The 16,475-nt window shown below is 63.9% G+C and carries 17 protein-coding genes; 7 read left to right on the top strand and 10 right to left on the bottom strand.

The features are described from left to right. Positions 1 to 58: 58 nt before the first annotated feature. The 8 genes from ACF8Q6_RS06180 to cbiE all read right to left on the bottom strand — a co-directional run bounded on the left by ACF8Q6_RS06180 (position 59) and on the right by cbiE (position 6,174). The gene (locus ACF8Q6_RS06180; RefSeq protein WP_003249651.1) at positions 59 to 490 is read right to left on the bottom strand and encodes a DUF2946 domain-containing protein; all 432 of its coding nucleotides are present in this window, start codon (positions 488 to 490) and stop codon (positions 59 to 61) included. A 22-nt stretch (positions 491 to 512) separates the two neighbouring features. Then, positions 513 to 998: a copper chaperone PCu(A)C gene (locus tag ACF8Q6_RS06185; RefSeq protein ID WP_004577044.1), complete on the bottom strand. Its 486-nt coding sequence runs from the start codon at positions 996 to 998 to the stop codon at positions 513 to 515. 47 nt (positions 999 to 1,045) lie between these two features. After that, a complete protein-coding gene (locus ACF8Q6_RS06190; RefSeq protein ID WP_017147985.1) occupies positions 1,046 to 1,435 on the bottom strand; it encodes a DUF2946 domain-containing protein in 390 nt (129 codons plus the stop codon). Positions 1,436 to 1,712: 277 nt separating this feature from the next. Beyond that, positions 1,713 to 2,567 (bottom strand): SPFH domain-containing protein, encoded by an 855-nt coding sequence (locus ACF8Q6_RS06195; RefSeq protein WP_012053830.1) that lies wholly within the window; start codon positions 2,565 to 2,567, stop codon positions 1,713 to 1,715. A gap of 26 nt (positions 2,568 to 2,593) precedes the next feature. Further along, the gene (locus tag ACF8Q6_RS06200) at positions 2,594 to 3,031 is read right to left on the bottom strand and encodes an NfeD family protein (protein ID WP_012053829.1); all 438 of its coding nucleotides are present in this window, start codon (positions 3,029 to 3,031) and stop codon (positions 2,594 to 2,596) included. 128 nt (positions 3,032 to 3,159) lie between these two features. Further along, entirely contained in the window at positions 3,160 to 3,879 is a 720-nt protein-coding gene (locus ACF8Q6_RS06205) for a cobalt-precorrin-6A reductase (protein ID WP_392492526.1), read from the bottom strand. After that, positions 3,876 to 4,970 carry a cobalt-precorrin-5B (C(1))-methyltransferase gene (locus ACF8Q6_RS06210; protein WP_392492524.1) on the bottom strand — a complete coding sequence of 365 codons (1,095 nt, stop codon included), beginning with the start codon at positions 4,968 to 4,970 and terminating at the stop codon, positions 3,876 to 3,878. The genes ACF8Q6_RS06205 and ACF8Q6_RS06210 overlap by 4 nt, the downstream gene beginning before the upstream one ends. Further along, the gene (cbiE, locus tag ACF8Q6_RS06215; RefSeq protein WP_392492522.1) at positions 4,963 to 6,174 is read right to left on the bottom strand and encodes a precorrin-6y C5,15-methyltransferase (decarboxylating) subunit CbiE; all 1,212 of its coding nucleotides are present in this window, start codon (positions 6,172 to 6,174) and stop codon (positions 4,963 to 4,965) included. Before cbiE ends, ACF8Q6_RS06210 begins: the two co-directional genes overlap by 8 nt. A gap of 243 nt (positions 6,175 to 6,417) precedes the next feature. On the opposite strand from cbiE, the gene cobG reads away from it, so the two are divergent. The 7 genes from cobG to ACF8Q6_RS06250 all read left to right on the top strand — a co-directional run bounded on the left by cobG (position 6,418) and on the right by ACF8Q6_RS06250 (position 12,976). Continuing rightward, complete coding sequence (gene cobG, locus ACF8Q6_RS06220) at positions 6,418 to 7,749, top strand: precorrin-3B synthase (protein WP_047604679.1); 1,332 nt, start codon at positions 6,418 to 6,420, stop codon at positions 7,747 to 7,749. Further along, a complete protein-coding gene (locus ACF8Q6_RS06225) occupies positions 7,742 to 8,368 on the top strand; it encodes a precorrin-8X methylmutase (protein ID WP_003249670.1) in 627 nt (208 codons plus the stop codon). Before cobG ends, ACF8Q6_RS06225 begins: the two co-directional genes overlap by 8 nt. Further along, positions 8,368 to 9,099, top strand: a complete 732-nt coding sequence (locus tag ACF8Q6_RS06230; RefSeq protein ID WP_026031823.1) for a precorrin-2 C(20)-methyltransferase — start codon at positions 8,368 to 8,370, stop codon at positions 9,097 to 9,099. Before ACF8Q6_RS06225 ends, ACF8Q6_RS06230 begins: the two co-directional genes overlap by 1 nt. Then, positions 9,087 to 10,784 (top strand): precorrin-3B C(17)-methyltransferase, encoded by a 1,698-nt coding sequence (cobJ, locus tag ACF8Q6_RS06235; RefSeq protein WP_392492520.1) that lies wholly within the window; start codon positions 9,087 to 9,089, stop codon positions 10,782 to 10,784. The genes ACF8Q6_RS06230 and cobJ overlap by 13 nt, the downstream gene beginning before the upstream one ends. 118 nt (positions 10,785 to 10,902) lie before the next feature. Further along, positions 10,903 to 11,586, top strand: coding sequence for a hypothetical protein (locus ACF8Q6_RS06240; protein WP_003249674.1), 684 nt, complete (start codon positions 10,903 to 10,905; stop codon positions 11,584 to 11,586). A 51-nt stretch (positions 11,587 to 11,637) separates the two neighbouring features. Continuing rightward, positions 11,638 to 12,327, top strand: coding sequence for a hypothetical protein (locus tag ACF8Q6_RS06245; protein WP_392492518.1), 690 nt, complete (start codon positions 11,638 to 11,640; stop codon positions 12,325 to 12,327). Then, entirely contained in the window at positions 12,320 to 12,976 is a 657-nt protein-coding gene (locus ACF8Q6_RS06250; protein ID WP_392492516.1) for a hypothetical protein, read from the top strand. The genes ACF8Q6_RS06245 and ACF8Q6_RS06250 overlap by 8 nt, the downstream gene beginning before the upstream one ends. Before the next feature lie 40 nt (positions 12,977 to 13,016). Here ACF8Q6_RS06250 and ACF8Q6_RS06255 read toward each other — a convergent pair whose 3' ends face one another. Both ACF8Q6_RS06255 and ACF8Q6_RS06260 read right to left on the bottom strand, forming a co-directional pair. Then, positions 13,017 to 13,613: a MarC family protein gene (locus tag ACF8Q6_RS06255; RefSeq protein ID WP_392492514.1), complete on the bottom strand. Its 597-nt coding sequence runs from the start codon at positions 13,611 to 13,613 to the stop codon at positions 13,017 to 13,019. Positions 13,614 to 13,688: 75 nt separating this feature from the next. After that, a complete protein-coding gene (locus ACF8Q6_RS06260; protein ID WP_392492512.1) occupies positions 13,689 to 16,460 on the bottom strand; it encodes a response regulator in 2,772 nt (923 codons plus the stop codon). Between the last annotated feature and the right edge of the window lie 15 nt (positions 16,461 to 16,475).

Below are 16,475 nucleotides of genomic sequence, written 5' to 3' on the forward strand. Positions count from 1 at the left end.
CAGTCGATCAGTCATGAGTTAGCGCGAAGCCTCCTGGCTTCGTGCGCAAAATGTGGTTTCAGACGTTGATCGAAGAAGGCGGGGCGCGGCTGCGCGCACCAGGGAATACAGCCTGCCGGGCATGGCCCTGGTGCGTTGGCGCAAGCAGGTGGCTGGTGGGGACGATGCTGCCGGCGCTGAGCGGGCTAAGGGCCTGGGGCAGGGCCGGGCAGTTGAACAACAGGCTGCAGTAACCGCACTTTTCCCACATCACATGCAGCTGGCCATCGCCGCCGTGGCCGTGGTGGGCGTCGCCGCCGTGCTGATGGGCAGCCGCCATCGGCATGTCCATCGGCATGTTCATGCCCGCGTGGTGGTCCATCGGCATCGACTGGGAAATCAGCGGGCCGATGAAGATCATCCACATGGCGAACAGGCTCAGCCATCCGCCACCGGCGCGCCTGAGGTCAGGGCGGGTGGTACGGCCGATGCTGTGGCGCGGCAGGCTCATGGCGTGTGCCTGTCAGCAGGTATCAGTGCGCGTGTTCGTGGGCTTGCGGCTGGTCCGCAGGCGCCTGCTTCTGCACGGCCACTTCGACGGTGATGTCGCCGGCCTTTTCGAAGTGCAGGGTCAACGGGAAGCGTTTGCCGTCGCTGAGCAGGCTACGGTCCTTGGGCTGCATCAGCATCACGTGGTAGGCGCCAGGGGCAAAGGTCAGGTCCTTGCCGGCAGGCACTACCACGCTGGGCACCTGTTGCATCTTCATGGCGCCAGTGGCGCTCATGGCATGCTCGTGCAGTTGCGCGTCATCGCTGATGGGGCTGTCGACACTGAGCAGGCGGTCATCGGCCTGGCCTTTGTTGTGCACCACGAAATACGCGGCGACGTTAGGCGCGTTGGGTGGCAACTGCAGCGACCACGGGTGAGCAATGTGCAGGTCACCCACGCTGTATTCGTGGGCATTGGCAAAGGCGCCAGGCAGCAGCAGGGCGGCCATGACGAGGGCGTGCTTGAGCATGGTGAATCTCCGTTTCCGTTCTGGTTCAGGCAGACAGCGTGATGAACTCAGGCTAGCGGAGAGGCACGAGGATTCAGCCCAGGCCAGAGCTGGCGGGGCGTGGGTGTGTACTTGGCAGGTGGCGGCAGCAGCCCGCTGAGCAGTGTCGGCGGGTTGTGCAACTGTGGCGGGTAGCCGGGCAGGGCCAGCAACGGCACGGCACCAGAGCAGCACCAGCAGTTCATCATGCCGGCGCTGTCGTCACTTTGCGGGCCGAGGTCGATCTTGGCCAGGGCCTGAACGTCGACGTTGGCCTTGTTGGCCATGCTGGAACAGAAAGCCCCCCACAGCAGCTGCTCGGCCGGGCCCTTGGGCGCAGCAGAAGACAGCGGCATGGCCAGCAAGTTGAATAGCACTGCAAGGCAGGCTATCCAGGCAATGTGCCGACGTGGGGGCATGGAGAGATCCGGTCAGGAATCGTGGTGGCTATTGTAAGGCGGAGTATAGGTAAAAATGGCAGGGTGCGGTGAAGTGACGCAGGTGGCCTGGTAATGGGGGCTGCTGTGCAGCCCATCGCGACACAAGGCCGCTCCCACAGAATTGCGTCAGCCTCGAATACTGCGCTGTCCTGTGGGAGCAACTGTCTTGCTCAATTTCTAAAAGCTGGCGCGCAGCTCAGATCCCTGTGGGAGCGGCCTTGTGTCGCGATAGGGGCGCAAAGCGCCCCCGACACTCTCAAACCTTGTTGCGGCCCATCAACCCGCGCACGGTCTCTTGCAGGTCAGCCGGCAACACCACCACTTTGGCATTGCTGCTCCCCGCCAGGTTCTCCATCGCGCCCACATAGCGTTCGCCCAATAGGTACATCGCCGGTACGGTCTCGTTGCCCACCGCTTCCTTCACCAGCGAAATCGAGCGCGCCGAGGCCTCGGCCAGGCTGATCTGCGCCTCGGCATCCAGCCTGGCCGCCTGCAGGCGCGCCTCTGCTTCGAGGATCGCCGCCTGTTTGGCCCCTTCGGCGCGGGTGACGTCGGCCTTGCGCTCACGCTCGGCTGCGGCCTGGCGTTCCATGGCCAACTGCATGTTTTCTGAAGGTTTGATGTCTTGAATTTCCACCGAGCGCACGGTCACGCCCCAGTCTTCGGTCTGCTCGGACATTGCATCGCGCAGACGGGCCTTGATCTGCTCGCGGCTGGACAGCGCCTCGTCGAGGTCCATTGCACCGACGATGGCGCGCAGCGAGGTCATGGTCAGGCTGGTGACGGCGAACGAGAAGTCCTGCACGCCATACGAGGCTTTCTGCGGGTCGACTACCTTGGCGAAACACAGGGCGTTGGCGACGATTACCGCGTTGTCCTTGGTGATGATTTCCTGCTGCTGCACATCGAGGATGATGTCCTTGGTCGGCAGGCGGTAGGCGACCACGTCCATGTAGGGGATGACAATGTTCAGGCCCGGCTTGAGGGTGCTGTGGTAGCGGCCCAGGCGCTCGACGATCCACTCCTCGCCCTGGGGCACGATGCGTACCCCCTTGAACACGGTGATCAGGACGAACAGGGCAATGGCGCCGACGACGATGAGGCTGGTCATGCTGCAAAATTCCTTTTAATGCGGATTCAGGCCCGGATAACGCGGGCGGTGTTCCCCTCGATGGCGGTCAGGCGTACCCGCTCGCCGGCAGCGATCTGGCCATCGGCGATGCAGGTCCATTCTTCGTTGCCGAGGATCGGCTTCTGGAAGCGTACGCGGCCTTTCTGGAACTCCGACACGGGAGCGGTCAGCAGGCCCACTTCGCCGATCACGCTGTCGGCGGTCCAGCGCACATCCGGCTGCTTGCGCCGAAACACTTTGAACCACAGCACAGTGGTGGCCGACGACAGCAGTACCCACAGCAGGACCTGCATGTCCAGTTGCAGGCTGGGTGCGGCGAGCGAGATAAGCGAGACCAGCACGGCGCCGATGCCGAACCAGAGTATGAAGAACGTTGGGAGGACCAGTTCAAGCAGGATCAGCGCGATGCCGAAGACCAGCCAGATCCACCATTGCATTTCCATATGGGTGAAACCTTCCGGGGGAGGGGCGTCGAGTTTAAGGCAGCAGAGCGGCAACGGGCCACTGGGTTAGTTGGAAGAAAAGTCTGAAATCTTTGTAGGAGTGCCTGTGTGTCGCGAAAGGGCAGCGCCTAGAGGGCGAGCGCTGTTGCCAGGTCCGCCAGTGAGTCGAATGTTCGGTCCACCTCCGGCAGTGCCGGACGTTTCAGGACAAGCACCGGCACGCCAAGCTCCCGTGCTACCTCCAGCTTCGGCTCGGTCGCCACACTGCCGCTGTTCTTGCTGATCAGCACATCGATGTGGCGGCGCTGGAACAACGCCCGCTCATCTTCGATATGGAACGGCCCACGTGCGCCAATCACTTCACAGCGCTCGTTGCCAGGGCACGCCTCCAGCGCACGCAAGGTCCAGAACTGCTCTGGCGGAATCTCGTCCAGGTGCTGCAGCGGCTCGCGTCCTAGCGTGAACAGTGGCCTGCGGAACGGCTTCAGTGCTTCGATCAACCCTGCCCAATCCTCGACTTCTCGCCAGTCGTCCCCTGCTTGCGCCTGCCAGGCGGGACGACGCAAGGCCCAGCACGGGATGCCGACGTTGCGTGCGGCGCTGGCGGCATTGCGGCTGATTTGCGCGGCATAGGGATGGGTGGCGTCGATCAGCAGGGTGATACCCGCCTCGCGCAGGTAGCGGGTCAGGCCCTCGACACCGCCATAGCCCCCGACCCGCACCTGGCATTGCAAGCCCTGCGGCACGCGGCCGATACCGGCCAGGCTGTAGACATGTCGAGGCCCGAGTTGGCGGGCCATCGCCAGGGCTTCAGTGACCCCCCCCAGCAACAGGATGCGCGCAGTCATTGCACACCCGCCTGGCCGACGATGCCGCCTTGGCGGTCGATGGCGAACACCTCCACGTGCACCTGCGCCGGCACGACGCTACGGGCGAAGGCCAGGGCGTGGGCACACACCGCGTCACCCAGGGCAATGCCGGCCGCATGAGCCAGGGCGAGCGCTTGCTGGCTGGTGTTGGCGCCGCTGATGGCAGCCTGCAACGCCTCGTCAGCGCCAATGTCTGCGGCCCAACCTGCCAGTTGCGGCAAGTCGATGCTGGAGTGACGACTGTGCAGGTCCATGTGCCCGGCGGCCAGTTTGCTGATCTTGCCGAAGCCGCCGCACAGGGTCAGGCGCGGCACCGGTACCTTGCGCAGGTGCTTGAGCACCGCGCCGACGAAATCGCCCATTTCGATCAGGGCGATTTCCGGCAGGCCGTAGACGCGGCGCATGGTGTCTTCGCTGGCATTGCCGGTGCACGCGGCTATGTGCGTGTAGCCGTTGGTGTGGGCCACGTCGATGCCTTGGTGGATCGAGGCAATGTAGGCCGCGCAAGAGAACGGCCGGACGATGCCGCTGGTGCCGAGGATCGACAGCCCGCCGAGGATGCCCAGGCGCGGGTTCATGGTTTTCAGGGCCAGTTGCTCACCATTTTGCACATTGACCGTGACCTCGAAGCCGCCAAGGTAGCCGCACGCGTCAGCCAGGCGTTGCAGGTGCTCACTGATCATGCGCCGAGGCACCGGGTTGATGGCTGGCTCACCCACCGCCAGCACCAGCCCCGGGCGTGTCACCGTGCCCACGCCGCTGCCAGCGACAAAACCAATGCCAGGTTCCGCCAGCAGGCGCACCTGGCTATAGAGCAGGGCACCGTGGGTCACGTCCGGGTCGTCACCCGCATCCTTGAGGGTGCCGGCTTCGGCGCACTCGCCGATCAGGCGGCAGAATTCCAGGCGCATCTGCACGACCTTGCCTTTGGGCAGGGTGATGTCCACCGCATCATCACGCTGCCCGGTGAGCAGCAGCTTGGCCGCTGCCAGGCTGGTGGCGGTGGCGCAGCTGCCGGTGGTAAGGCCGCTGCGCAGAGGCGCGGGCTGTTCGCGGGTTTCTTCACGCATCGGCGGGTTTCAGCACTTCCAGAAGGGTGATCGGCAGCGCCTGGCGCCAGGTGTCGAACGCACCCAAGGGCTGGGCATGAGCGACATGGATACGGGTCAACTCACCACCGTGCTGTTCGCGAAAGTGCGCCAGGGTCAGTTCGCTTTGCAGGGTGACGGCGTTGGCCACCAGGCGACCGCCGGGGCGCAGGCTTGCCCAGCACAGGTCCAGTACACCTGCGCGGGTAACGCCGCCTCCGATGAAAATTGCATCCGGTTGTTCCAGGCCTTGCAGCGCCGCTGGCGCCTTGCCGCGAACCAGTTGCAGGCCGGGTACACCCAATGCATCGCGGTTATGCTCGATCAAACCCTGGCGGCCTTCGTCGGCCTCGATGGCCAGGGCGCGGCATGCCGGGTGGGCACGCATCCATTCGATGCCGATCGAGCCGCAGCCCGCACCGACATCCCACAAAAGTTCGCCGGGTTGCGGTGCCAGGCGCGCCAGGGTGACGGCGCGGACATCGCGCTTGGTCAACTGGCCATCGTGCCGGTATGCGGCGTCTGGCAGCCCGGCCAGCCGGTGCAGGCGGGGCGCATCGGGCGTAGCCAGGCATTCGATGGCGACCAGGTTGAGCGCCGCGATACCGGTGTGCGGCCAGTCCTGGGCGGTGCCGGCCAGTGCGCGTTCGTCCACGCCCCCCAAGTGCTCGAACACCTGCAGGCGGCTTGGACCGAAACCTTTCCCGCGCAGCTGCGCCGCAATTGCCGCCGGGCTGTCGCCATCGTTGCTCAGCACCAGCAGGCGCATGCCGCTGTGCAAGTGGGCATTGAGCGCTGCCAGGGGGCGGGCCACCACCGACACCACCTGCAGGTCCTGCAGCGGCCAGCCCAGGCGGGCAGCGGCCAGGGCGCAGGAAGAGGGCATCGACAGCACGCGCATTTCTGCAGCAGGCACCTGGCGCGCCAGGCTGGCACCGACGCCGTAGAACATAGGGTCACCGCTGGCCAGCACGCACACCGGCTCGCCGCGCAGGTTCAACACCGGAGCCAACGAGAACGGGCTGGGCCAGGCCAGCTGTTCCGCGGTCACGCAACGTGGCAGCAAGGCCAGCTGGCGTGGGCTGCCGAAGACCCGCCCAGCGCCCAGCAGGGCGCGCCGGGCCTGTTTGCCCAGGCCGCTGAAGCCGTCTTCGCCGATGCCTACTACTGTCAGCCAGGGTGTCATGTATTTCGATCCGCCATTTTTGGGGCCGCTTCGCGCCCCTTCGCGGGCAAGCCCGCTCCTACAGATACAGGGCAGCCTGTGCAGCCTGCAGTGATCCTGTGGAAGCGGGCGAGCCCGCGAAGAAGGCGACGCGGTCCTGAAATTCTACTTAATCGCCGAGGATGCTCGACCACCGGCTTTTCATGCCGCCGGACAAAGCAGGCATAATACCGCGCCTTCTACACTCAAGCGCATTTTCACAGACTGCCGGATGCCCCTTTGACGCAGGCCCATGCCCCCCACGTATCGCCCCGCCCCTCGGCCTGCCCGGGGTTGTGGCGCATTGTCAGTGCCCGTGATGGCGGTATCTGCCGCATCAAGCTGCCGGGTGGCCTGCTGCTGGCCGAGCAGGCTGAAGCCGTGGCGGCGGCGGCGGAGCGTTTTGCTGGCGGCGTGATCGAGGCCACCAACCGTGGCAACCTGCAGATTCGCGGCATTGGCAGCGAGCATCGCGCTTTGGTCGAGGCACTGCTCGCAGCCGGCCTGGGACCACGCGATGCCGCGGGTGACGATGTGCGCAACGTGATGCTCAGCCCGCTGGCCGGGCATGACCCGCTCATGCTGCTGGACGCCCGGCCGCTGGCCGGGCAGATCCTCGACCTGTTGGAAGGCACCCCGCGCTTTCACCAGCTGTCGGCCAAGTTCGCTGTGCAGCTGGATGCCGGCGAGCGCCTGGCGATGCTCGAACACCCCCATGACCTGTGGCTGTCGCCCCTGCACCTGGATCAGCAGACCTGGCTGGCGTTTGGCCTGGCAGGTTGCCCGGCAGAGGGCCAGGCGCTCGGTGCGGTGCCGCTGGCGCAGGGCCTGATGCTGGTGCGCGCCGTGCTGGAGCGCTTCCTCGATCTGGCATCCCCGACGCAGACGCGCATGCGCCAGCTGCTTGAGGTGTACCCGCCAGCTGATTTTGTCGCTGGGCTCGGCCTGGACATCCGCCGCGATGCCGCCGTGCTCACGTGGCGGCGTGAACAGCACCGCGCCTCGTGGTTGGGCAGGTTGCCCCAGGCGCAGGGTGTTGCCCTTGGCGTTGCCCCGCCGCAAGGCCGCCTGACCCCCGCGATGCTGCGTGGCGCCGCACGTATTGCCCGTGAACTGGGCGATGCCAGCATGCGCCTTAGCCCCTGGCAAAGCCTGGTGCTGACCAACCTGCAAGCGCAGCACATCGATCAGGCCCTGGCCGAACTGTCTGCGCTGGGGTTGCTGTGCCACGACCGTGAACCCCTGGCGCGTATCAGCGCCTGCACCGGTGCCAGCGGCTGCGCCAAGGCCCTTGCCGAGACCAAGGCTGACGCCGTGGTCCTGGCCGCGCTGCTGGGCCCTGGCGTGCCGGCCAGCGTGCACCTGTCCGGCTGCCCCCGTTCCTGTGCTGTGGCCCATGTTGCCCCGGCCACCTTGCTGGCCCGTTCGCCGGGCCGTTACGACTTGTATCTGCGTGATGCGCGCCAGCCGGGTTTCGGTGCCCTGCGCGCCACCGACCTTACCTTGAATGAAGCAGGCGCCATGCTCGACCTGCCGACGGAGCACCTTGATGATTGACTACATCCGCGATGGTCAGGAGATCTATCGCAACTCCTTCCGGATCATCCGTGAGGAAGCCCGACTCGAGCGGATCCCCGCAGACCTTGAAAAGCTCGCCGTGCGCGTGATCCACGCCTGTGGCATGGTCGACGCCATCGATGGCCTGCAGTTCTCAGACGGTGCCGGCCGGGCCGGGCGTGAGGCGCTGCTCAACGGCGCGCCGATCCTCTGCGATGCGCACATGGTGGCCGAAGGGATCACCCGGGCCCGCTTGCCAGCTGACAACAAAGTCATCTGCACCCTGCGTGACCCCAGCGTGCCGGGCCTGGCCAAAGACGCCGGCAACACACGCTCCGCCGTAGCCCTGGAGCTGTGGCGCCCTTACCTGGAGGGCAGCGTGGTGGTCATCGGCAATGCCCCGACTGCGCTGTTCTACCTGTTGGAGATGCTCGACGCCGGTGCGCCCAAGCCGGCGCTGATCCTCGGGTTCCCGGTCGGTTTCGTCGGCGCTGCCGAGTCAAAGGCCATGCTCGCCGCCGACAGCCGTGGCGTGCCGTTCGTGATCATGCAAGGCCGCCTGGGCGGCAGCGCGATGGCCGCCGCGGCGGTCAACGCCCTGGCCACGGAGGTGGAATGATGGCCCCGCGCGGACGACTGCTTGGCCTGGGCGTGGGCCCTGGCGATCCTGAACTGATTACCCTCAAGGCCCTGCGCCTGTTGCGTGAGGCACCGGTGGTCGGCTACTTCGTGGCCAAGGGCAAGCGTGGCAATGCCTTCGGCATTATCGAGGCGCACCTGCAGCCCGAGCAGACCCTGCTGCCGCTGGTCTACCCGGTCACCACCGAAGTGCTGCCGGCGCCGCTGTCCTATGAGCAAGTAATCAGCGACTTCTACGACGAAGCCAGCGTACAGGTGGCCGAGCACCTGGATGCCGGCCGCGATGTGGCGGTGATTTGCGAAGGCGACCCGTTCTTCTATGGCTCCTACATGTACTTGCATGACCGCCTGGCGCAGCGCTACGAGGCAGAAGTGATTCCCGGTGTCTGCTCCATGCTCGGTGGCGCTTCGGTGCTGGGGGCGCCGCTGGTGTACCGCAACCAGAGCCTGTCGGTGTTGTCTGGCGTGTTGCCCGCTGAAGAGCTCAAGCGCCGTTTGGCCGATGCCGATGCAGCGGTGATCATGAAACTTGGGCGCAACTTCCCCAAGGTGCGCGAAGTGCTGGCCGACCTGGGCCTGGATGGGCGTGCGCTGTATGTGGAGCGGGCAACCATGGCCAACCAGAAGATCGTGCCGCTGGACCAGGTCGACCCGCAGTCGTCGCCGTACTTCTCGCTGATCATCGTGCCGGGGGAAAAATGGCAGGGCTGAACATGCACAGGGCCCCGGCCATCGTCATTCTCGGCCCGGGCAGCCTGACGACGGCGCAGCGTATCCAGGCCTGTTATCCGCAGGCCACGATCCATGGCCTCGAGGGGCGTGTCGAGGGTGCGGACCAGTCGTACGTGTCGTTCGGCGATACCCTGCGCGGGTTGTACCAGCAAGACACGCCGATCATTGCGTTGTGCGCCGCGGGTATCGTTATCCGCAGCCTGGCCAGCCTGCTCAGCGAGAAGGGCAGCGAGCCGCCGGTACTGGCCGTGGCCGAGGATGGTAGTGCGGTAGTGCCGTTGCTCGGAGGCCTCGGCGGGGTGAACGTGATGGCGCGGGAAATCGCTGACGCGCTGGGCGTTTCCGCCGCCATCACCACCAGTGGCGAGTTGCGCTTCGGGACTTGCCTGCTGAACCCGCCGCAGGGCTATGCATTGGCGGACATCGAGCAAGGCAAGCGCTTTGTATCCGACCTGCTGGCAGGTGAGTCCGTGCGTATCGAAGGTAACGCACCGTGGCTGCAGCTGGCGCAGTTGCCCGCCAGCGAAGCGGCGCAGCGCACCATCCATGTGGGGCATCAGGCGCGCCCGGCCAACCGCGACGAGCTGCTGATCCACCCGCGCCTGGTGGTCGTAGGCGTTGCAGGTGGCAATCTGCACAGTATTCGCGCAGCACTGCAGCAGGCCGGCATCGCCGAGCCCTCGGTTGCCTGCGTGCTGGCCGACGAGGCAACCATGGCCGACAGCGCCCTGCACGAAGCTGCGCAGGCCCTGGGTGTCCCCCTGCGCTTCGCCACCGGCCCTGGCGATGTGGCCAGCATGGTCGCTGCGGCGATGCCCGATGCTGAGTTGATAGCGCTTGAAGAAGTCGTGGTCGCGGTGGCGCCTGCCCCGGTCGACGTGGCGCAGGTCGGCCGCCGTCGCGGTCGCCTGGCGGTCATCGGCCTTGGCCCAGGTGCGGCGGAACTGATGGTGCCCGCGGTCAAGGCCGAACTTGCGCAGGCCGAAGATGTGCTCGGTTACGAAACCTACGTGCGCATGGCTGGCCCGTTCCGCGGCGACCAGGTGCTGCACTGCACCGACAACCGCGAAGAGATGCAGCGCGCCCGACATGCCTTCGAACTGGCGGCCCAAGGCCGTTCGGTGGTGGTGGTGTCGTCAGGCGACCCGGGCGTTTTCGCCATGGCCGCTGCGGTGCTCGAAGCATTGCACGAATCCAGTGACCCTGCCTGGCATCGCGTCGACCTGCAGATCTTGCCGGGGGTTTCAGCCTCGCTGGCAACCGCCGCCCAGGCAGGTGCACCGCTGGGGCATGACTTCTGCGTGATGTCGCTGTCGGACAACCTCAAGCCCTGGTCGATCATTGAAAAGCGCCTGGACCTGGCTGCCCAGGCCGACCTGGTGCTGGCCTTCTACAACCCGATCTCCAAGGCCAGGCCGCACCAGCTCGGTGTGGCCCTGGAGGTTGTGCGCCGACACCGTGACGGGAACACGCCTGTAGTCCTTGGCCGTGACATCGGTAGGCCGGGGCAGACACTGAAGGTAGTCACCTTGGCCGAACTGCTGCCAGAAATGGTCGACATGCGCACCATGGTGCTGGTGGGATCGTCCACTACCTGCACGTTCGACCGCGCAGCGGGTGGGGTTTGGGTCTATACCCCGCGCTGGTATGGCGCAAAGCCGTAAGCGGCGGCAGCGTGGGCAGATGAGGAACTGCTTCGTGGCAGATTGAGGTAAAGGTCACAGGTAGGTTTGCGGCTGGAGCTATTTGGCTCCAACCGTACCCTTCCTGGAGACCTTTCCCATGACGACCGATAAAGAGAAGCTGCAGCTTCAGGTTCTGCCGGACAAGAATCTGTTCGTGTTCCCCGACTTGATGGGTGAGCAAAACCGCGATGCTGCAAAGGCTTGTCATGCCCTGGCCACGCAAGGTGCCAACAAGCAGCATGACCCTATCCGTGAAACGCAACTCTGGTTCAAACACTACATTTACCTGATGTCCAAGATGGGCTGGGCGCCGACCAATGTCGATGTACAGCAGGTCACTGAACGCAATATGCGCCTTGAGATCAGCAACTTGCTGGGCAAGGGCCTGCAGGCGGCATATGGCGTTTTCACTGGCGATGTGGCAACCGCCCTGGACAATCTCGGCAAAACGGTTGTTTCAGCCTTGGCCGCCAGCACCAAAAACGTCGAGTTGCTCGACCGCAAGTCGGTCGAAGATGACCGAACCGGGCTGAGCCTTGCCAAGTGCGAGCAAACGGACGGCGGCCAAGTGGCGATGCTGGTCAGTGCGATCCAGACCGACGCCAAGCCTGACAAGGCTGCCAACTATCTGCTGGTCAAGTGGGAAAGCAACGGTACTTCCAACTTTGCTTGTGGTGCGGTGTTGAATTTCGATAAGCGCCAATACGACAAAGTTCGCGCCATTGTAGAAACCAAACTTGACGACAATGCCCTGCAGGTCCTGCTGGCACTGGAACTCTGACGATGAAGTTGGCCTGTCGACACGGCGTCGACGGGCCTGGAGGGCATACTGATGCACGCCAATTACACGTTGTGGTTGAACGGCAATAGCCTGGTATTGATCGACAACAATGTCAGTGCTTCACGAGCAGAAGTACTGTTGGATGTTCAGCTGGCAGCCTACCTGACCGCTAGCAAGGGTCACGCCCTTCAGGACGCTGAGTGGCACAAGGAGTATCTGCGAATTCAGAGTAACTTCGGCTGCACTGTCGCGACCTTGCATTCCGGCGCCGTGCCTGCTGCAACCGCAGTGGCCTGTGAACCGTGGAGCATGTTGCGGGCCAAGCTCTTGGCAGGTGTGCCCAGCGCCCTGCAGGGGCCGGTAGCCACATGCCTCGACGCCTATTCCGCCCAACCCGACGGTGGCATAGAACAGTTGTTATGGGCCGAATGTGTTCGGGCCCCGGACGATAAAGGCATGAGCCATGTACGTATGGAGTTGCGCCTGATACTGGCCGATTCAGGGGTCATCAGTACCGAGTTGGGCTTTAGCACAACAGAGCATCTGGCGATGGATTGGCTGTGGCAGCCGCTGAATCTTGCGAGTGCCCATGCCGCTCAGCAGTTCGATGCCAATTATTTCACCCATGAAAAAGTGATCAGTTCGATAAGTACGGGCTTGCATGACGCTATCAAGGTCAAGCAATTGCAGTACCGCAGCCAGGTCAAACGTGCGACAACATCAGGAGTCGAAGATGAGTGAGTTCAATCAAGGTGCCGCCAGTGGCAAACTCGTCCACAGCAGCCTGCTGTCATTCTTGCCAGGTGTTAGCCGCGAAGCCCGTGACGACATCCTGCTGGCCAATGCGTTTGCCCAGCAAGTTGCCTGGGGGGACTTCAACGAAGGCCTGGAGCCGGACTGGTTCAGAAACTACTGGCGTAACCTTGCGTTTCTGGGCTTTGATGGCAAGCTCGCGCCCACGGCGACTCGACCGGGGCCGGACAGGGCCAGCCTTGCCGAGCAGGCGCTTGCCCAGATTCGTCAGAAAGGCTCCGCCGGTCATTATCAATCTGCCCAGTCGTCGCTTCAGGCACTGCGCAATGACAGCCAGGCATTGACCGCGTTTGAATCCAGGGCAGTCTCCAAAGCGGTCGGACGCTTTCAGTTGCTGCCTTGCTCACAGCAGTCGAGCGGCTTCATCGACATGGTGTTGGTTCACATGGAAATGTCGATGAAAAAGACCTCCAAGGGCTTCTTGTTCATGCAGTTGAACAGTGAAGTAAAACTCGTGGACATGCGAGTCGAAGTGATCCACTTCAACTTGCAGGGGTTCCGCGAAGACTACCGCAAGCGGGCCCAGGCCAGTGTCGACAAGCAAAATGGCAAGGCGATCCTTGAGCTGCAGTTGTAGGCCTGCGGCCTACCGGCCTGGACTGCTTAGGCGCTGTACCCTAGGGCAGCAGGTAGCCGCGAATCCCGGTAAAGATGATCTGTGCTGCCAGGGCGCAGACGAATAGGCCCATCAGGCGGCTGACGATTTGCAAACCCTGGTCACCGAGCAGGCGCTCGATACCGTGCGATAGATACAGCACCAGCCCTACGGTAAAGCTGGCCAAAGCAATGCTGACGATGGCCAGCAGTTTTTCATCCCAGTGCGGCTGGCTTACCCCCATCACCAACAGGGCACCGATGGTACCGGGGCCAACGGTCAGCGGAATGGTCAGCGGTACGATGGTCACATCCTGCTGCACGTTGTCGGCCTGTACCGCCGGCTTGCCCTGGGCCATGCCCAGGGCTGAAATGAACAGCACGCTGCCGGCACCGATGCGGAAGGCATCGGCGGTGATGCCGAAAATGCCGAAAATCGCGCGCCCGAACAGGTACAGCATCACGCTGGCGACAAAGGCTGCGAACGCTACCTTCCAGGCCAGTTGCTTGCGCTCCTTGCTGGAGTGGCCGCGGGTCAGGCTGATGAAACACGACAGCACGAAGAACGGGCTGTAGAGCACGAGCATTTTCAGGTAGACGCTGAACAACTCATGGAGCATGAGCAGTGTTCCTTGGGTGTATGCCGGCGCGGCCTTGTGTCGCGAGGCCGCTCCTGCAAGAGCATTGGATATCGGTCAGGACGTATGTGCCGGGTCCACCTTGGCTTCCCGGTGATTGGCCCAGTATTGAATCAGCTCGCGCAACTGCGACAACTCCACTGGCTTGGCCATGTGTCCGTCCATGCCTGCCAGCCGCGCGCGTTCCTTGTGTTCGGCCAGGATGTGCGCAGTCAGTGCCACTACCGGCGTGCGCTGGCGCTGGTTGTCAGCTTCCCAGGCACGCAACTGCTGAGTGGCCGAGAAGCCGTCCAGTATCGGCATCTCGCAGTCCATCAACACCAGGTCATAATGCTGCGCTTTCATTGCCTGCAAGGCCTCTTCGCCATTGCAGGCCGTATCGGGCTTGAGGTTGAGCTTGCCGAGCATGCTGCGGATCACCTTGGTCGAGATGCTGTTGTCTTCGGCGACCAGCACGCGGAAGTCGCCTGGCAGGTCCAGCGCCTGCGGTATGCCAGGCAGGCTGGCGGGCATCGCCTGTTCGCGGCCGCGCTGGGCCAGCTCCTCGGCCAGGGTGGTCTTCAACGTATAACCGGCCACCGGCTTGGCCAGTATTCGCTTGACCCCGGCGTTGCGCGCGATGACTTTGCTCGGCGCATTGCTGATGCCGGTGAGCATCACCACCAGAATGTCGTGGTTCAGGCTCGGGTCTTCCTTGATCTTGGCGGCCAGCTGCATGCCGGTCATGCCGGGCATGTTCTGGTCCAGCAGCACCGCATCGAAGTAGTCGCGCAGGTGCGCCTTGGTGCGCAAAAGGGCCAGCGCCTCCTTGCCCGACGGCACCGCGCTGACGTTCATGCCCCAGGCGCTGCACTGCTGTACAAGCACCTTGCGGCACGTGTCGTTGTCGTCCACTACCAGGACGCGGGCATCGCGCAGCGGGCTGTCGAGGTCCGCCGGTGGCTGTTCCAGGCGTGAAGGGTCCAGCGGCAAGGTCAGCCACAGGGTGTTGCCCATCCCGGTGTTGCTCTTGATGCCGAACTCGCCCTGCATCAGGCCGATCAGCTGTTTGGCGATGACCAGCCCCAGGTGGCCGCCCAGCTTGTTGCTGGAAAGGAAGTGGTGGCTGTGCAACTCGGCCTGCAGCAAGGCTTCACGGTCGGCAGCGGGCAACGGCTCGCCGCTGTCCTGCACGGCGATACGCAGGCGTGGCACCTCACCGCGTTGATCCAGCGCCACCACCAGCAGGATCTCGCCCTGGTCGGTGTTTTTCAGGGCGTTTTCCAGCAGGCTCGATAAGGCCTGGCGCAGGCGCGTCGGGTCTCCGCTGATGACCCGCGGTACTTGTGGCTGGGTGAAGCTGATCAGCTCGATGTTCTGTTGCTCGGCCTTGGCGCGGAAGATGTTCAGGCAATCCTCGATCAGCGCGTTAAGGTCGAACTGCACATCATCCAGCTCGATTTGCCGGGATTCCAGCTTGGAAATGTCCAGAATTTCGTTGATCAGCGTCAGCAGCTCGTTGCCGGCGCTGTGGATGGTCTGCACATAATCACGTTGCTTCACCGACAGCGGTGTGCCCAGCAGCAGTTCAGTCATGCCGAGCACGCCGTTCATCGGGGTGCGGATTTCGTGGCTGATCTTGGCCAGGAACTCGGCTTTGGCGTTGATTTCCGCATCGCTGGCGGCCAGCGCACGGCTGGCGCTGAAACGCTCCTCGCTTATGCGCCGCAGCCGTTCACTGACCGCCAGGTTGAGCAGCAGGCCACTGACCACGGTCAGGCCCAGCAGGATGCACAGCAGCCAGGGGGTCGAGGTGCGTGTCAGGCCCAGCAGGGCTGGCAGCAGTACCAGGCCACCGAGGTTGAACACCACCATGGCCAGGCTGAACAGGCGTCCGGGTGCATAGCCCTTGAACCAGTGGTAGCTGCTGACCAGCAGCATGCTCACGCTGCCCAACGCCATCAGGGCGTAGGTCATCAGGTTCAGTGGCAGGGTATCGACGAACAGCAGCACCAGGCCACTGAGCCCGACAATCAGCATCTCACCTTGCAGCAGGCGGTTAAGCCGTGGCGAATTGCACGGCGAAAAGAAATGTTGGGTGAAGTACAACCCGGACAGGCCGGCCAGGACCAGCGTCAGATAGGCGGCAGGCGTTTGCGCACTGTGCCACACATGCCACCAAGGGCCGCTGAGGTTCAACAGGATCAGGCCGCTGAGCAGCATCAGGCCGTGGTACAGCGCCAGGATCAGGGTGGTGCTGGAGCGGGTGTAGAGGAAGCGGATCAGGTTGTGCATGATCAGCATGATCAGGCCGCCGAACAGCATGCCGAACAGCAGCGGCTGGCGTTGATCCGAGGCTGCCTCGGCCGCAGGCTCAAGGCTGATGGCCGGACGCAGCTGGTGCTCTGAGACCAGGCGCAAGTAGATGTCCAGCGGTTGCCTGCTGTTGGGCAGGGGCAATACATGGTCGCTGCCACGCAGGGTCGGGCTGGCATTGCCGGCCTGGCGCCCGTGGTGCAGCTGACGCAGAAGTTGTTCGCCTTCGAGGGCGTAGAGGTCCAGGCCAGAAAGGTCCGGGGCAAATACCCGCAGCAGCTGCTCCTGGTCACCTGGTGCCAGACGATAGTGCAGCCACAAGGCCTGTCCAGCCGGGGCAGCATCAAGGTCGGCGAGAGGCAGTGGGCTGAACTGGTTGCGATAGCGCTCGGAGCGCACATCGCTCAGTTGCAGGTTGGCCTGTTCGTCGAGCAGAACGGTCCAGCCACCGTCATGTTCGGCCGCAGCCGGAATCATGCAGAGCAGGGTCAGCAAGCTGACGATCAGAGCTGAGGCAATCCGAAGCCGACGCACTACGAAATCCCTTCT

This window comes from Pseudomonas sp. GLN_2, from assembly GCF_043106005.1.
Taxonomy (GTDB): Bacteria; Pseudomonadota; Gammaproteobacteria; order Pseudomonadales; family Pseudomonadaceae; genus Aquipseudomonas; species Aquipseudomonas alloputida.

Coding starts and splice junctions, on each gene's coding strand:
- ACF8Q6_RS06180 (WP_003249651.1), bottom strand. CDS start 490: ATGAGCCTGCCGCGCCACAGCATCGGCCGTACCACCCGCCCTGACCTC.
- ACF8Q6_RS06185 (WP_004577044.1), bottom strand. CDS start 998: ATGCTCAAGCACGCCCTCGTCATGGCCGCCCTGCTGCTGCCTGGCGCC.
- ACF8Q6_RS06190 (WP_017147985.1), bottom strand. CDS start 1,435: ATGCCCCCACGTCGGCACATTGCCTGGATAGCCTGCCTTGCAGTGCTA.
- ACF8Q6_RS06195 (WP_012053830.1), bottom strand. CDS start 2,567: ATGACCAGCCTCATCGTCGTCGGCGCCATTGCCCTGTTCGTCCTGATC.
- ACF8Q6_RS06200 (WP_012053829.1), bottom strand. CDS start 3,031: ATGGAAATGCAATGGTGGATCTGGCTGGTCTTCGGCATCGCGCTGATC.
- ACF8Q6_RS06205 (WP_392492526.1), bottom strand. CDS start 3,879: ATGACTGCGCGCATCCTGTTGCTGGGGGGGGTCACTGAAGCCCTGGCG.
- ACF8Q6_RS06210 (WP_392492524.1), bottom strand. CDS start 4,970: ATGCGTGAAGAAACCCGCGAACAGCCCGCGCCTCTGCGCAGCGGCCTT.
- cbiE (WP_392492522.1), bottom strand. CDS start 6,174: ATGACACCCTGGCTGACAGTAGTAGGCATCGGCGAAGACGGCTTCAGC.
- ACF8Q6_RS06225 (WP_003249670.1), top strand. CDS start 7,742: ATGATTGACTACATCCGCGATGGTCAGGAGATCTATCGCAACTCCTTC.
- ACF8Q6_RS06230 (WP_026031823.1), top strand. CDS start 8,368: ATGGCCCCGCGCGGACGACTGCTTGGCCTGGGCGTGGGCCCTGGCGAT.
- cobJ (WP_392492520.1), top strand. CDS start 9,087: ATGGCAGGGCTGAACATGCACAGGGCCCCGGCCATCGTCATTCTCGGC.
- ACF8Q6_RS06240 (WP_003249674.1), top strand. CDS start 10,903: ATGACGACCGATAAAGAGAAGCTGCAGCTTCAGGTTCTGCCGGACAAG.
- ACF8Q6_RS06245 (WP_392492518.1), top strand. CDS start 11,638: ATGCACGCCAATTACACGTTGTGGTTGAACGGCAATAGCCTGGTATTG.
- ACF8Q6_RS06250 (WP_392492516.1), top strand. CDS start 12,320: ATGAGTGAGTTCAATCAAGGTGCCGCCAGTGGCAAACTCGTCCACAGC.
- ACF8Q6_RS06255 (WP_392492514.1), bottom strand. CDS start 13,613: ATGCTCCATGAGTTGTTCAGCGTCTACCTGAAAATGCTCGTGCTCTAC.